The sequence below is a fragment of the Micromonospora sp. NPDC023644 genome (genome assembly GCF_040640115.1).
GTDB lineage: Bacteria > Actinomycetota > Actinomycetes > Mycobacteriales > Micromonosporaceae > Micromonospora.
In genome coordinates, this window is record NZ_JBFABA010000017.1 from 1 (window position 1) to 14,399 (window position 14,399).

At 74.4% G+C, this 14,399-nt stretch carries 15 protein-coding genes and 3 tRNA genes; 4 read left to right on the forward strand and 14 right to left on the reverse strand.

What is annotated here, in order from left to right; genetic code table 11:
* Positions 1 to 245 precede the first annotated feature (245 nt).
* The gene (locus tag AB0G08_RS15365; protein ID WP_358087571.1) at positions 246 to 680 is read right to left on the reverse strand and encodes a VOC family protein; all 435 of its coding nucleotides are present in this window, start codon (positions 678 to 680) and stop codon (positions 246 to 248) included.
* A gap of 94 nt (positions 681 to 774) precedes the next feature.
* Here AB0G08_RS15365 and AB0G08_RS15370 point away from each other — a divergent pair, with 94 nt between their 5' ends.
* Positions 775 to 1,101 carry a hypothetical protein gene (locus tag AB0G08_RS15370; RefSeq protein ID WP_358087573.1) on the forward strand — a complete coding sequence of 109 codons (327 nt, stop codon included), beginning with the start codon at positions 775 to 777 and terminating at the stop codon, positions 1,099 to 1,101.
* Between the two features lie 49 nt (positions 1,102 to 1,150).
* Here the strand turns inward: AB0G08_RS15370 and AB0G08_RS15375 are convergent, their stop codons facing one another.
* The 12 genes from AB0G08_RS15375 to AB0G08_RS15430 form a co-directional block, all read right to left on the reverse strand.
* On the reverse strand, positions 1,151 to 1,756 hold the full coding sequence (locus AB0G08_RS15375; protein WP_358087576.1) for an isoprenylcysteine carboxylmethyltransferase family protein: 606 nt from the start codon (positions 1,754 to 1,756) through the stop codon (positions 1,151 to 1,153).
* 2 nt (positions 1,757 to 1,758) lie between these two features.
* The gene (locus AB0G08_RS15380) at positions 1,759 to 2,445 is read right to left on the reverse strand and encodes a cation transporter (protein WP_358087579.1); all 687 of its coding nucleotides are present in this window, start codon (positions 2,443 to 2,445) and stop codon (positions 1,759 to 1,761) included.
* Positions 2,442 to 2,792, reverse strand: a complete 351-nt coding sequence (locus AB0G08_RS15385) for a metalloregulator ArsR/SmtB family transcription factor (RefSeq protein WP_358087582.1) — start codon at positions 2,790 to 2,792, stop codon at positions 2,442 to 2,444. Before AB0G08_RS15385 ends, AB0G08_RS15380 begins: the two co-directional genes overlap by 4 nt.
* A gap of 156 nt (positions 2,793 to 2,948) precedes the next feature.
* A complete protein-coding gene (locus tag AB0G08_RS15390) occupies positions 2,949 to 3,527 on the reverse strand; it encodes a DUF4303 domain-containing protein (protein WP_358087585.1) in 579 nt (192 codons plus the stop codon).
* A 313-nt stretch (positions 3,528 to 3,840) separates the two neighbouring features.
* A tRNA-Phe gene (locus tag AB0G08_RS15395) sits at positions 3,841 to 3,914 on the reverse strand.
* Between the two features lie 98 nt (positions 3,915 to 4,012).
* Positions 4,013 to 4,089: transfer RNA gene (locus AB0G08_RS15400), tRNA-Asp, on the reverse strand.
* A gap of 32 nt (positions 4,090 to 4,121) precedes the next feature.
* Positions 4,122 to 4,194, reverse strand: a tRNA-Glu gene (locus AB0G08_RS15405).
* 153 nt (positions 4,195 to 4,347) lie between these two features.
* On the reverse strand, positions 4,348 to 5,145 hold the full coding sequence (locus AB0G08_RS15410; protein ID WP_358087587.1) for a polysaccharide deacetylase family protein: 798 nt from the start codon (positions 5,143 to 5,145) through the stop codon (positions 4,348 to 4,350).
* A gap of 152 nt (positions 5,146 to 5,297) precedes the next feature.
* Entirely contained in the window at positions 5,298 to 6,248 is a 951-nt protein-coding gene (locus tag AB0G08_RS15415; RefSeq protein ID WP_358087589.1) for a MerR family transcriptional regulator, read from the reverse strand.
* Positions 6,238 to 6,858 (reverse strand): isopentenyl-diphosphate Delta-isomerase, encoded by a 621-nt coding sequence (idi, locus tag AB0G08_RS15420; RefSeq protein WP_358087591.1) that lies wholly within the window; start codon positions 6,856 to 6,858, stop codon positions 6,238 to 6,240. The genes AB0G08_RS15415 and idi overlap by 11 nt, the downstream gene beginning before the upstream one ends.
* Positions 6,859 to 6,892: 34 nt before the next feature.
* A complete protein-coding gene (gene crtI / locus AB0G08_RS15425) occupies positions 6,893 to 8,371 on the reverse strand; it encodes a phytoene desaturase family protein (RefSeq protein WP_358087594.1) in 1,479 nt (492 codons plus the stop codon).
* 29 nt (positions 8,372 to 8,400) lie between these two features.
* Entirely contained in the window at positions 8,401 to 9,555 is a 1,155-nt protein-coding gene (locus tag AB0G08_RS15430; protein WP_358087597.1) for a polyprenyl synthetase family protein, read from the reverse strand.
* A gap of 65 nt (positions 9,556 to 9,620) precedes the next feature.
* Between AB0G08_RS15430 and AB0G08_RS15435 the strand changes: the two genes are divergently transcribed.
* The gene (locus AB0G08_RS15435; RefSeq protein WP_358087600.1) at positions 9,621 to 10,559 is read left to right on the forward strand and encodes a phytoene/squalene synthase family protein; all 939 of its coding nucleotides are present in this window, start codon (positions 9,621 to 9,623) and stop codon (positions 10,557 to 10,559) included.
* A gap of 40 nt (positions 10,560 to 10,599) precedes the next feature.
* Here the strand turns inward: AB0G08_RS15435 and AB0G08_RS15440 are convergent, their stop codons facing one another.
* Positions 10,600 to 11,664, reverse strand: a complete 1,065-nt coding sequence (locus AB0G08_RS15440) for a serine hydrolase domain-containing protein (RefSeq protein ID WP_358087603.1) — start codon at positions 11,662 to 11,664, stop codon at positions 10,600 to 10,602.
* A 93-nt stretch (positions 11,665 to 11,757) separates the two neighbouring features.
* Between AB0G08_RS15440 and AB0G08_RS15445 the strand changes: the two genes are divergently transcribed.
* Together AB0G08_RS15445 and AB0G08_RS15450 are read left to right on the forward strand one after the other, a co-directional pair.
* Positions 11,758 to 13,233 (forward strand): FAD-dependent oxidoreductase, encoded by a 1,476-nt coding sequence (locus tag AB0G08_RS15445; RefSeq protein WP_358087605.1) that lies wholly within the window; start codon positions 11,758 to 11,760, stop codon positions 13,231 to 13,233.
* 115 nt (positions 13,234 to 13,348) lie between these two features.
* Positions 13,349 to 14,350 (forward strand): LacI family DNA-binding transcriptional regulator, encoded by a 1,002-nt coding sequence (locus tag AB0G08_RS15450; RefSeq protein ID WP_121397202.1) that lies wholly within the window; start codon positions 13,349 to 13,351, stop codon positions 14,348 to 14,350.
* Positions 14,351 to 14,399 lie beyond the last annotated feature (49 nt).

Below are 14,399 nucleotides of genomic sequence, written 5' to 3' on the forward strand. Positions count from 1 at the left end.
CACCACCCCCCTTTGTCCCACCCCCCCGGGGCCCCGTTTAACCCCCCCCCGCCCGGGCGGGGCCCCCCCGGGGGGGGGGGGGCCGCCCCCCCCCCGGCCCCCCCCCCCCCCCCCCCCGTCGCGCCGGCCCGCCGCACACGGCACACCAGGGCGGGTCGGTGGTCAGCCTGGCAGAGCCGAGCGGCCCACCGCTGTCCCAGATCCGTCCGTCGACAGCGGTCGGGGCGGGCGGACGGGGTGCGCCGTCATGCCGAGGACGCGGCGACGCAGAACTCGTTGCCCTCCGGGTCGGCCATGACGACGTGGTGGCCGGTGAAGTCCTCCAGGACGGTTCCGCCCGCCTCCACCAGCCGCTCGGCCTCGGCCCTGATCCGCGCCCACCGCTCGTCGGGGGTGCCGTGCCCCGGCACCCGGACATCGATGTGCAGTCGGTTCTTCGCTGTCTTCGGCTCGGGCACCTTGAGGATGGAGAGTGCGGGTCCGACGCCGTCGGGATCGCACAGCCATGCGACGTCGTCCACCGGGTCGTCCTCCGGCAGGTTGAAGCTCGCGTGCCACTCCTCGACGCTCTGGAAGGGGGCGGGCGGGGGCTCGTCCACGTAACCCAGTGCCGTCTTCCAGAACTCGCCGAGGAGCTTCGCGTCCCTGCAGTCGAGGGTCAGGCTGATTCTGGCTGCCATGGCGGGACCGTACCGCGCACCTGCGACAGCAGCGGCTGAGCGGGCCGCTGCCGACGCCGCTGTCGGCCTTGACGCCCCTCGCACGATGGGTCGCATGAGCCCGAGTGATCCGGACCCGGTGTGGACCGCCGCGCGCCTCGTGATCGTGGTCCTCAGCCTGGCCATGATCGTCTTCGGTCTGCGGGTCGCCGTGACGCGTCGGTTCCCCCCGGTGTGGGCGCGGGTCGCCCGCCTCACGGCGAGCCAGCGGCTCCAACCAGTCCGCCTCGGCGGCGGCCAGGCGCTGCTCGGCGCGTGTCTGCTGCTCCAGCAGGCACCGTTTCTCCTGCCCATGCCCTCCCTGGCCGGGCGCACCCTGCTCGTGGTGGCGCTCCTTCTCGCCGTGGCCGGGGCGGGCTGGTTCGTTTTGTTCCGGCGCTAGACCCGGGGCTGCGTCTCCCACCTACGGGTCAGGCGCTCGGGAGCCGCCTCTACGCGCCGATCCGGCCCAGGCCGGGCAGGAATCGGCCCACTCTGGCCGCATAGCGGCGGTAGGCGTCGCCGTGGGTGGCGATCAGGTACGGCTCCTCGACGGCGCGGACCTGCAGCTGCAGCGCGAGGAGCAGGGCGAGCCAGGCGGCCAGGGATACGGCGTTGGGCACCATCAGGGCCAGGCCGAGGGTGGTGGCCGCCATGGCGGTGAAGATGGGGTTACGGGCGAGCCCGAACGCGCCGCTGGTCACCAGGGTGGTGCGTTCGTCGGGGTCGACGCCGATCCGCCACGAGGCACCCATGGCGAGCTGGGCGGCGAGCGTGGCCCCGATGCCGGCGACGGTGACGACCAGGCCGACCACGTGCAGGGGCCGGTTGTCGAGGACGGGCAGCGGCGGCAGGCCGGCGAGGGCGGCGGCCGGACCGGCCGAGCCGAGCACGAGGGCGGCGACGAACAGCAGTTTCGCCCACCACCGCAGGGTGCCGGGCGGGCCGGCGTCGAGGCGTAGGCCGGTGTCGCCGGTGCGGCGCCACTGGGTCAGGGTGCGCCAGCCGAAGGCGAGCAGCAGGCCCAGCAGGTAGAGCAGCAGCGCGAGCCAGGGCATCGTCAGGCTTTCCCGTCGGTGCAGCAGGCGTCGGCGCAGTCCGAGCCCTGGCCGGCGGCGGGCAGGGGCGCGCAGTCGTCGCAGTGCTCCCCGCGCCAGGCTTCGACGCCCTCCTTCACCGCGACCCCGGCGATCACGAGCGCGGCGATCGGGTCCGCCCACGACCATCCCCAGACGGCGTTGACGACCAGGCCGACGAGCAGCACCGCGGACAGGTACGTGCACAACATGGTCTGCGTCGAGTCGGCCATGACTGTCGCCGAGCCGAGTTCCCGGCCGGTGCGCCGCTTGGCCCGTACGAGCAGCGGCATCACGATCAGCGACGCGACGGCAAGGCCGATACCCACCGGGCTGGCGTCGGCGTCCCCGCCGGTCGACAGCGAGCGGACGGCGTCGAACGTCACCCAGGCGGCCAGGGCGAAGAACGACACGGCGATCAGCCGCAGCGCCAGTCGCTCCCGGTCCTCGGGCACCCGTGAGCGGAACTGCCAGATCAGCACGGCAGCGCTGGACACCTCGACGAACGAGTCCAGGCCGAAGCCGACCAGCGCCGTGGACGAGGCCGCCGCGCCGGCGGCGATCGCGATCAGGCCCTCCAACAGGTTGTAGCCGGCCGTGGCGTAGGCCAGCCACAGGCTGCGCCGCGACAGCAGCGCCCGACGCTCCGGGGTCAGCAGCGACACGCTCACGTGGTCACCGCACCGGCCGGCGCGCCGTAGACCGGGCACAGGGCGACCGCCTCGCCCGTGGCAGCGAGAACCTGTTCCGCCGACCGCAGCAGATCCAGCAGTTCGGGTCGCGTCAGCGCGTAGAACGACTGGCGGCCCGCCACCCGGTAGTCGACGAGGCCGCAGTCCCGAAGGCAGGCCAGGTGCTTCGACACCGTCGACTGCGCCAGCCCCAGCTCGTTGGTCAGGTCCACCACCCGCGCCTCTCCGGTGGCGATCCGGCGCAGGATGGCCAGCCGGGTGGGATCACCGAGTGACCGGAACAGCGCCGCGGCGGGAGCCAGCCCGGGAGTACAACCAATCGCCATTGCGCGATGATAGCCGGATACGGCGATTGGTTCCGGGGTGGGTCGCGGACGGCTCGGGGGTACGGGGCTCGTCGTGTGCGGTCGCCGGACGCCGCCTGTTGGCAAGGCGTGAGCAACCGTGCGCCGTCACCCGTCGACGGTCGTCATCCTTCGCCGTCAGTCGTCGTCCGTCTCGTCGAAGAAGTCGCGGGCGGAAGCGACGAGGCCGGGGTTCGGGTGGCCGCTGTTGAGGAGGTCGATGCTGCGCACCGTGAGATGCGAGTTGCCGTCCGTCTCCGTGACGAACAGCACGGGGTGCCAGGCGGGGTTGACGTCGGCGATGCTCGCCCGGACGCGCTGGTCGCCCAGGGCCTCTTCGAGCGTCGCGCGGGCCCGGACACACCATTCGCCGTGCGCCTCGGCGTCGTCGCCGAGGGAGAGGTGGGTGTCGAACATGTCCCGGCTGATCTGGACCATCGACTCGACACCATGCCCGGGCGTCCCGTCGTCATCCGCGACGACCCACTCGTCGGGCCACCAGCGGTAGCCGTCGGCGTACGAATCGTCGGCTTCGACAAGCACATCGAGGGCTTCTTCGGTGTGCGCCAGGATGTTCACCGTGATGACGTCGCTGTCCGTGGTGAGCGCCACCGCGTACAGCTCCTCCGATGGGCGTCGCTCGAGCATCGGGCCGATCGTCGCGCAGATGCTCGCGACGATCCGCTCGCGCAGTGCAGGCATGTCGACGGTGGGCACCGCGTTCCTCCCGGGGGCAGCCTCAGTCCTGGTCGCCGGAAGCCGGCCCCAGGAGGACGCAACGTAGCAGGGGCGTCGCCGCGCGGCGGTCTGCGAACCCGACCGAGAAGATCCGCCTGGCGACGCGCATCCGGCCGGCCGGGACGACGGCTGGCCGTGCGAACCGCGTGCGACAGGGGGTCCGGGCCGGCGGCGGGATTTTTCCGGGTCGACGAGGGGTCGGACCGGACAGCCGGGTTCCCCAGGGCGCAAAGCGGAGCGCCGACCGGCGTTTCCGCTGATCGGCGCTCCTGTAGCCCGGCGAAAGGCTATGTGGCCAGGGGCGGGGTCGAACCGCCGACCTTCCGATTTTCAGTCGGACGCTCGTACCAACTGAGCTACCTGGCCGTGTTGCTCGGTTCATGCTACCCGCACGGCGGGTTCTCCGCCGGGAGGGTCACATGCCCCGATACGCAGAACGCCGCGCATGGCGCGGCGTTCTGCGCTGGCGGTCCTGACGGGACTTGAACCCGCGACCTCCGCCTTGACAGGGCGGCGAGCACTCCAACTGCTCCACAGGACCTAGCTTTGTTGCCTCCGGCCGAAGCCGGACCGTGCCCCCAACGGGATTCGAACCCGTGCTACCGCCTTGAAAGGGCGGCGTCCTGGGCCGCTAGACGATGAGGGCGGCCCCGCCATCATTGCACACTCGCAACTTCAAGCGGACTTGCTCCCATCCGGCCCCGCCGGAGGCTTGGATAGCTTACGTGATGATCGGTCTCTCGACCAAACCGGTATGGCCCTAGCCACAGCGACGCGCAAAACCGCAGGTCAGACGCCTCTAGCGCAGCCGGGCGACGCCGTAGCGGCGCTTCAGGTCGGTGATCAGGCGGGAGCAGGCGGCCAGCGTGGCCGCCCGATCGCCGCCCCCGTCGTGCAGCAGCACGACCGAGCCGGGCCGGGCCGCGGCGCGTACCCGCTTGACGATCGTCGCGGCGGTCGGCTTGTCCCAGTCCTGCGGGTCGACGTTCCAGTGCAGCGACCGCATGCCGAGCTGGCTGGCGACCGTCACCACCTCGCGCGTCCACCGGCCGCCCGGCTGCCGGTAGAACGGCACCTTGGCGCCCGGCACCGCCGCCCGGATAGCCGCGTTGGTGCGGACGAGGTCCCGCCGGATCTCGGCGACCGGCCGCCGGGCGAGGTGGAGGTCGTGGTTCCAGCTGTGGTTGCAGAGCTGGTGGCCCTCCCGGACGATCCGCCGGACCAGCTCGGGGTGACGCCGGGCCTGGGTGCCCACCACGCAGAACGTGGCGGTGACCCGGGCCGCCCGGAGGCGGTCGAGGACCTTCGGCGTCCAGGCCGGGTCCGGCCCGTCGTCGAAGGTCAACGCCACCGCCCGTACGCCGGTGGTGCGACGCAGCCCCGCCGGCAGTGTGGTCGGCAGCGGGCGGACCAGGCGCCTGGGCGGGGTGCTGCGGGTCGGCCGCGGCTTGGCCGACGGAGCCGGCTCGTCCGGCAGCGGGGCCGAGGCGACCGGCCTGGGGCCGACGACCTGCGGACCGGTGGCGGTGGCTTCGCCGCAGCCGCCGAGGAGGAGGAGCAGAGTCAGGCCGGCGGCCAGCACGGCGCGTGGGCGCATCGTTCGCTCCCGGAGGGTCGGGGTCGGCGGACCTCCCGACGCTAGTGGACGGCGTTCCGCCCCGGCACCCCCGGTCAGCCCGCCCCGGCACCCCGGTCGTCGAAGGCCGCCCGGTCGGTCGGAGGTGGCCTGGTCAGTCGGAGGTGGTCCGGTCAGTCGGAGGTCGCCTGGTCCAGCGAGTCGCGCAGGGCCAGCGCCAACGAGACCGCCTCGGTGAGGTCGACCGGCCGCACCACCCCGGCGGGCAGCGTGTCCGCCCGCCAGCCCGGCCCGGCGGCGAGCACCAGCAGCGGCCGGCGGGGCGCGGCGAGCAGGGCGTTGAGCTGGGCGGGGTCGGCGGTGGCCCGGGCGTGCGACCAGATCACCACGGCGGCCGGTCCGGTCCGGTTGACGGCCTCGAGCAGCGCGGGCAGCGGCATCCGGGCGCCGAGCATCCGGTAGCCGACCCCGGCCTCGGCGAGCGCGGCGGCGAGCGCCTCCAACGGCAGGGTGTGCTGCTCCTCGTCGGCGCAGGAGAGCACGATGCGCGCCGGCCCGGCGGGCGCGCCGGCCCGGGCCACCACCGCGAACGCCTCCGAGACGCAGCGCGACATCAGGTGCTCGACCTCGATCAGGCCGCCGGTGGCGGCGTGCCGCTCCCCGATGCCGAAGAGCACGGGGCGCAGCAACCCGTCCCAGGTGGCGATCACGCCGTCCGCCTGGACGGCCCGGGCGATCGTCTCGCCGATCGCGACCGAGTCCAGCCGCATGGCGGCGCGGGCCAGCCCTCGGGCCGCCGGCCCGGCCCGGCCCACCGGGATCGTCGACCCGCCGCCGTCCCGGCCGGCGACGGCGCGCACCCGTGGGCGTACGCCGGCGTCGGTGGGCACGGCGTCCGGCGCCCGGCGGGCCCAGCGGGCCGCCTCCGCCGGGGTGACCCCCTGGGCGGTGAGCCGTCGCATGATCTCCAGGCGCGCGAGATCGGCCGGCGTGTAGCGCCGGTGGTGCCCGGGTACGTGCTCGCTGGGCCCGAGGCCGTAGCGCTGGTGCCAGGTGCGCAGGGTGGTCACGGCGACGCCCAGCCGTCGGGCGACGGCTCCCGCGCTCAGCGCCTCATCGGCCACCCGACCGCTCCGACGCGTCGTTCGCCGGCGGGCCGGGCGGGGTGACGGCCGGGTCCGGGGGGCCGGCGGTCGGCCCCGAGGGGGCCAGCAGCCGGTTCACCACCCCGCCCAGCCACGGTGCGTACGCGCGGGGATCGGCGTCGAGGTCGGCCACCACCGCGACGGGGTCGACCCAGCGCAGCTCGGCCACCTCGTCGGGGTCGGGCAGCAGCGGGCTGTCCGGCCGGAACTCGCCCCGCAGGACGTGGTCGTACTCGAACTCCACCCGACCGGTGGTCGGGTCCTCGGCGTAGTAGACGTACACGCCGACCTCGGTCAGCTCGACCGGGTCGGCGCCGAGCTCCTCGCGCAGCCGGCGGTTGGCGGCCTCGACCAGGGACTCGCCGGGCGCGGGGTGGCCGCAGCACGAGTTGGCCCAGCGCAGCGGGAAGCGGGTCTTCACCGGCGCCCGCCGTTGCAGCAGCACCCGGCCGTCGGGGTCGACGAGCAGCACCGAGAAGGCGCGGTGGAGCTGGCCCGGGGGCTGGTGGGCGACGGACACGGTGGTCTCGCCCTGCGGCCGCCCGGTGTCGTCGACGAGCTCGACGAGATGCTCTTCGCGGGTGGTCACGGCAGGTGTCTCCCGGGTCCGAGGGGGAGGGCCATCAGGCTTCCCCGGTGATGCGGCCGGCGGCGAGCTTGCCGGAGATGAGCACCATCGGCACGCCGACGCCGGGCTGGGTGCCCGAGCCGACGAAGACGACGTTCGGCAGCGTCCGGTGCAGGTTCGACGGGCGGAACGGGCCGGTCTGGAAGAGGCTGTGCGCGGCGGCGAACGGGGTGCCGGCGGCCATGCCCTGCTCCGCCCACTCGGCCGGGGTCACGGCCCGCAGCACCTCGACGCCGGCGCCGAAGCCGACGTAGCCGCGCTCCTCCAGGGTCTCGACGAGCTGGTCGGCGTAGCGGCCGGTGAGGTCGCCCCGCCAGTCGAACGGCGCCCGGTCGAGGTTGGGCACCGGGGCGAGGACGTAGTAGGTGTGCCGCCCGGCGGGCGCCACCGACGGGTCGGTCCGGCTCGGGTTGGTGACCAGCAGGGACGGGTCGCTCATCAGCTGGCCCCGCCGGATGACCTCATCGAAGGTGCCCTTCCACGACCGTCCGAAGTGGATGTTGTGGTGGGCGATCTTCCCATACCCCTGCGTCGAACCGACGTGCAGGACCACGCAGGAAGGGGAGTAGGTGAGCCGGCGCGGACGGCTCGGCGGCAGCAGGTCGCGGTAGGCGACCGGCAGGTCGGGGTTGAGCACGACCACGTCGGCCGGGATCAGCTCGCCGTCGGCGGTCACCACGCCGGTGGCCCGGCCGTTCGCGGTCTCCACCCGGGTCACCGTGGTGTCGTAGCGGATCTCGACGCCGTGCTTCTCGGCGGCGCCGGCCATGCCGCGGGAGACCGCGTGGATGCCGCCCCGCGGGAAGTAGACCCCGGCCACCGAGTCGAGGTACGCGATGACCGCGTAGATGGCCAGCGCGTCGTGCGGCGCGAGGCCGGCGTACATCGCCTGGAAGGAGAAGATCCGCTGGGTGCGCGGGTCCTGGAAGAACTGGTTGATCTTCGTCTGGAGCCGGCGGAAGGCGCCGCCCGCCAGCAGCTTGACCAGGTTGCCGGTGAGCAGGTCGGTGGGCGCGTCCAGGTTGCGTTCGATGAAGTCGGCGCGCTCCCACTGCCAGAGCTTGCGCGCGTAGTCGACGAAGCGCAGGTAGCCGTCGGCCTCGCGGGGGCCGCAGACCCGGGCGATCTCGGCGGCCATCCGGGTGGTGTCGGTGATGACGTCCAGCGTCGACCCGTCCGGGTAGTAGGCCCGGTAGGCCGGGTCGAGCGGGGTGAGGTCGAGCCAGTCGTCCAGCTCCTCGCCGACCGCGGCGAGCGCCTCGGCGATCAGGTCGGGCATGGTGAGCACGGTGGGCCCGGTGTCGAACTCGTAGCCGTCCACGCCGAGTCGGCCGGCCCGGCCGCCCGGCACCGGCTCGCGCTCCAGCACGGTCACCTGTCGACCGCTGCCCGCCAGGTGCAGCGCGCAGGCCAGCCCGCCCAGCCCGGCACCGACGACGACCACCCGGTCCGTACGCCCGTCAACGGTGCGCACGCGACCACCTCCTTGTGCGAAGTTGCCCATCATGCCCGCCGGTTGGTGGCGGCGGTGGCGAGACCCGTGAGCGCGGTGCGCGCGGTCTCGTCGATCGACGCGGTGCCGAGCGCGGTCAGCGCCTCGGTGACCCGGTCGGAGATCATGCGTTCGACCCGGTCGACGGCCCCGGTGTCGGCGACCAGTTCGGCGAGCCGGGCGACCTCCGCGTCCCCCACGTCGGTGCCGACGCCGTCCAGCGCGCGCCGCTGGGTCGGCGTGGCGAGCTGCCGGGCCAGCATGAGCAGCACGGTCGGCTTGCCGGTGCGCAGGTCGTCGCCGGCCGGCTTGCCGGTGGTCGCCGGGTCGCCGTAGACGCCGAGCAGGTCGTCGCAGAGCTGGAACGCCTCGCCGACGGCGAGCCCGTAGCGGGTGTAGGCGGCGGTCAGCGGGGCGTCGCCGCCGACGCCGGCCAGGCGGGCGCCGAAGAGCAGCGGTCGCTGCACCGTGTAGCTCGCGGTCTTGTAGCGGGCGACCCGCAGCGCCCGGTCGACCGACCAGTTCGCCGCGTCGCTCTCGCCGAGCACGTCGAGGTACTGCCCGGCAATCGTCTCCACGCGCATCTGGTCGTAGCAGCGCCGGACGTCGAGCAGGCGGGCCGGCGGCAGCGCCGCGTGCGCGAGGAGCCGGTCGGCCCAGACCATGCAGAGGTCGCCGATCAGCACCGCGGCGGCCTCGCCGAACCGACGCGGGTCGCCCCGGTGGCCGGCGGCGGCGTGCCGGGCGGCCAGCGCCATGTGCACGGTCGGCCGGCCACGGCGGGTCGCGGAGGCGTCCATCACGTCGTCCTGCACGAGGGCGAAGGTGTGCAGCAGCTCCAGGGCGGCGAACGCGGGCAGCACCGACGACAGCGGAGCCGTGCCGCCCGGCGCGCCGCGCCACCCCCAGTAGGCGAACGTGGGGCGGACGCGCTTGCCGCCGGCCAGCACGCAGTCGCGCGCCGTCGCGGCGAATCCGCCCATCGCCGCGTCGATCTCGCTCAGCGCGTCGACCTCGGTGGCCAGGAAGGCGGCGAGGGTGCCCTCCACCGCCGTGACCAGGTCGTTGGTGTACGCGGCCAGGACCGCGCGGACCGGGTCGTCCCCGTCGGTCGGGCCGGCGGGGGCCACGCGGAGCGAGTTCTTCGCAACTGCGTCGTTGGCCATGCGCCCGAGCGTACCCTAGGCTTACGAGTTGCGTCGATTGATGCGTCGATAATTGAGGAGGGCCGGTGGACACCGATCTCACCGCTGCCTATGGCCGCTGTCGTGAGCTGCACAGACGGCACGGCCGCACCTACTATCTCGCCACGCGGCTGCTGCCCGCTTGGAAACGACGGCATGTGCATGCTTTGTATGGATTCACGCGCTACGCCGACGAGATCGTCGACCGGACCGAGGAACTGCCCCCGGCCGAGCGCGCCGCGCGCCTCGACGACTGGGCCGGCCGCTTCGTCGCCGGGCTGCACGGCGAGCCGGTGCAGGACCCGCTGCTGCCCGCCGTGCTGCACACGATCGCCGTCTTCGATCTCGACCGGGACGACTTCGCGTCGTTTCTCAAGAGCATGGCGATGGACCTGACGGTCACCTCGTACCGCACCTACGACCACCTGCTCGACTACATGGAGGGCTCGGCGGCGGTGATCGGCACCATGATGCTGCCGATCCTGGGCAGCTCGGACCCGGCGGCGGCCCGGGAGCCGGCCCGCCAGCTCGGCTTCGCCTTCCAGCTCACCAACTTCATCCGGGACGTGGCCGAGGACCTCGACCGGGGGCGGACCTACCTGCCCGACGACGACATGGCCCGCTTCGGCGTCACCCGCGAGGACCTGGCCGAGGCGCGCGCCCGGCGCCATGCCACGTCGCGGATCCGGGAGCTGATCGCGTACGAGGTGACCCGCGCCCAGGCGCACTACGCCGCCGCGGCCCCCGGGATCACCCTGCTCGCGCCCGCCTCGCAGGCCTGCATGCGCACCGCCTACGCGCTGTACGGCGGGATCCTGGACGAGGTGGCCGCGCGGGACTACGACGTCTTCGCCGACCGGGCGCTGGTGCCGCAGCGCCGCCGCATGGCGGTGGCCGCCCGCGCCCTGCTCACCCCCGTCGGCACGCCGGTGGTGGTTCCCGGGCCCGCCCTGGTGCCCGGCCCGCTGGCCCTGTCCACCCCCTGACGGCCCCTTGCCGCTGACCGTCCGACGGGCCCTCGTCGGGTCAGAGGCAGGAGTGCAGGGCGTCCACCAGGGCGTCGACCCGGTCGTGGTCGGCCAGGTGGGACGTGGCGTAGGCGAAGGTGTAGCCGCGTCCGGGATCGGCCCAGGCGGAGCTGCCGCCGATTCCGCCCATGCCCCAGCTGCCGTCCTCCTCCCACTGCATGCCGAGCGTCCACCGGGTCCGCCGGCCGAGCAGCAGGTCGTCGCCGTCGTACTGGACCCGGGTCGCCTCGGCCACCAGCTCCCGGCTGAACAGCCGCACGCCGTCGAGGACGCCGCCGGCGAGCAGGCCCGCGTGGAGGCGGGCCAGGGCGCCCGCGGTCGAGTGCAGGTTGACGGCCGGCACCTCGGCGCCGCGCCAGAGCGGGCCGTTCACCACCGACAGGTCCCGGCCGCCGGGCGGGTTGTCCAGCGCCCGCGCCCAGAGCGAGCCCGGCTCGCCGGCCACCCGCTCCGGCCACCCCGGGTCGCCGTACCGCAGCTCGGCGCAGCGCCGCTGGTCCGCCTCGCCGAGGCCGAAGCCGAGGTCCAGCCGCCACGGGCCGGCGATCTCCTCGGCGAGGAAACGGCCCACCGACCGCCCGTCGACGCGCCGCACCAGCTCGCCCACCAGGTGCCCGTACGTCCAGGCGTGCTCGCCCGCGACGGACCCCGGCGGCCACTCCGGCTCGGCGCCGGCGAGGTCGGCGCAGAGCAGGTCCCAGTCGGCGACGGCGGCGGCCGGCCGGGGCACCGGGAAGGCCGGCAGCCCGGCGGTGTGCGTCAACACCTGGCGCACGGTGGCCGGGGCGCGGAAGCCGGGCCAGTGGTCGGCGACGGGGTCGTCCAGGTCGAGCCGGCCCCGGTCGACCAGCGCCAGCAGGCAGAGCGCGGCGACCGGCTTCGCGGCGGAGTAGACGTTGACCAGCGTGTCCGGCAGCCACGGCCGCCCCGGTGACCGCTCGCCGCCGACGACGTCGACCACCGGCTCGCCGTCGTACCAGATCGCCAGGCCCGCCCCGGTCTCCCGGCCCTCGGCGAGCAGCCCGGCGAAGCAGTCGTGGACGGCGGCGAAGCGTGTGCGCATCCGGCCACGGTAGGAGGTCCCGATGCCGGCGGGGAGCGGATTTCCGCCGGCGACGGGCTGGCCGGCCGCCGAACGGTGCGCGATGCTGGCGGGATGGCGGATCCGGAACTGGTGGACGTGGTCGTGGTCGGGCTCGGGGTCGGCGGCGAGGAGGTGGCCGGGCGGCTCGCCGAGGCGGGGCTGACCGTCGTCGGCGTCGAGCGCGACCTGGTCGGCGGGGAGTGCCCGTACTGGGGGTGCGTGCCGAGCAAGATGATGATCCGGGCGGCCAACGCGATCGCCGAGGCCCGCCGCGTGGACGGGCTCGCGGGCACCGCCGAGGTCCGGCCCGACTGGGCGCCGGTGGCGAGGCGGATCCGCGAGGAGGCCACCGACACCTGGGACGACACGGTCGCGGTGGAGCGGTTCACCGGCAAGGGCGGGCGGTTCGTCCGGGGCAGCGCCCGGCTCGACGGCCCCGGCCGGGTCCGGGTCGGCGAGCGGGTCTTCCAGGCCCGGCACGGGATCGTGCTGGGCACCGGCACCAGGCCGTCCGTGCCGCCGGTCGACGGGCTGGCCGACACGCCGTACTGGACCAACCGGCAGGCGATCGAGGTCGAGGAGCTGCCGGAGTCGCTGCTGGTGCTGGGCGGCGGGGCGATCGGGCTGGAGCTGGCGCAGGTGTTCGCCCGGTTCGGGGTCCGGGTCACCGTGGTCGAGGCCCTGGACCGGGTGCTCGCCGTCGAGGAGCCGGAGGCGTCCGAGGTGGCCGCCGCCGCGCTGCGCGCCGACGGGGTGGAGATCCACACCGGGGTGCGGGCGGAGCGGGTCAGCCACGACGGGCGCGGTTTCACCCTGCACGGGGCCGGCGGGGCGGAGTTCACCGCCGAGCGGCTGCTCGTGGTGACCGGTCGCCGGGCCCACCTGGACGAGCTGGGCCTGGACACCGTCGGGGTGGACGCCGGCCGGCGCTACCTGGCCGTGGACGACCGGCTGCACGTCACCGACGGGATCTGGGCGGTCGGCGACGTGACCGGCGAGGGGGCGTTCACGCACGTCGCGATGTACCAGGCCGGGATCGTCGTCGCCGACGTGCTCGACCACGCCTGGCGCGCCGACGGCGGGGCCGACCCCAGCGGCACCGCGAGCGCGACGGGTGGCGCGTCCGGGGCGGTCGGCGCGTCGGGCACCACGGGGTCGGGCGGTTCCGCCGGTGCGGTGCCGCGCGCCGACTACCGGGCGCTGCCCCGGGTGACCTTCACCGACCCCGAGGTCGGCGCGGTCGGCCTCACCGAGCGGCAGGCCCGCGAGCGGGGCGTCAACGTGCAGGTCGGCCTCGCCCGGGTGCCGTCGTCGGCCCGGGGCTGGATCCACAAGGCCGGCAACGAGGGCTTCGTCAAGCTGGTCGCGGACGCCGACCAGGGCGTGCTGATCGGCGCGACCTCGGTGGGACCGGCCGGTGGCGAGGTGCTCTCCGGCCTGGTGGTCGCGGTGCACGCGGCCGTGCCGCTCGCCCGGCTCCGGCAGATGATCTACGCGTACCCGACCTTCCACCGGGCGATCGAGGACGCGCTGCGCGACATGTCCTGACGGTGCCGCCCCGTCGCGTCGGATGCCGGGCGGCGGGCAGCACACGGCAGCGCACGGCAATCGCCCGGCAGGCGGCTGCTCATTTCTTTCAGTCTCATGACGTACGATTGCGGCCGTGACGAAGCGGTTGACCGAAGTTGCCAAGAAGGCCGGCGTCAGCGAGGCCACCGTCAGCCGGGTGCTCAACGGTCGGGACGGGGTCTCCGAGGCGACCCGGACGGCCGTGCTGACCGCGCTCGACGTGCTCGGCTACGAGCGGCCGACCAAGCTGCGCGGCGAGCGCGCCCGGCTGGTCGGGCTGGTGCTGCCCGAGCTGCAGAACCCGATCTTCCCGGCGCTCGCCGAGGTGGTCACTGGCTCGCTCGCCCAACGGGGGTTCACCCCGGCGCTCTGCGCCCGCACCATCGGGGGCGTCTCCGAGATGGACTACGTGGAGATGCTCCTCGACCACCAGGTCTCCGGGGTGATCTTCGCCGGTGGTTCGTACGCGCTCGCCGACGCCCGGCACGACCACTACCGCCGGCTGACCGACCGGGGCCTGCCGGTGGTGCTGGTCAACGCGGGCGTCGACGAGCTGGGCTTCCCCCGGGTCTCCACGGACGACGCGGTGGCGGTCGAGCAGGCGTACGGGCACCTGCGCTCGCTCGGGCACGACCGGATCGGGATGGTGCTCGGCCCGGAGGGGCACGTGCCGTCCCGGCGCAAGCTGGACGCGATGGCCCAGGCGGCGGGCTGGGGCGACGACACGGCGTACGTCGAGCGCTCCAGCTTCTCCATGGAAGGGGCGCGGGTCGCGGCGACCAAGCTGGTCGAGCGGGGCGTGACCGGCATCATCTGCGCCAGCGACGTGCTGGCCCTGGGCGCCATCCGGGCCGCCCGGCGGCTGGGTCGGGTGGTGCCGACCGACGTGTCGGTGGTCGGCTTCGACGACTCCGCGTTCATGACCTGCACCGACCCGCCGTTGACCACCGTGCGGCAGCCGATCGAGACGATGGGGCAGGCCGCGGTGGACCTACTGGTCACCCAGATCGAGGGCGCCGGCGTGCTGCACGACGAGTTGCTGTTCGAGCCCGAACTGGTGGTGCGCGGTTCCACCGCGCCCGCTCCCGGCCGCTGACCTCCGTCTCCGCCGCGACCGCTGAATCGGGTCCGCCCCGGCCACCAAT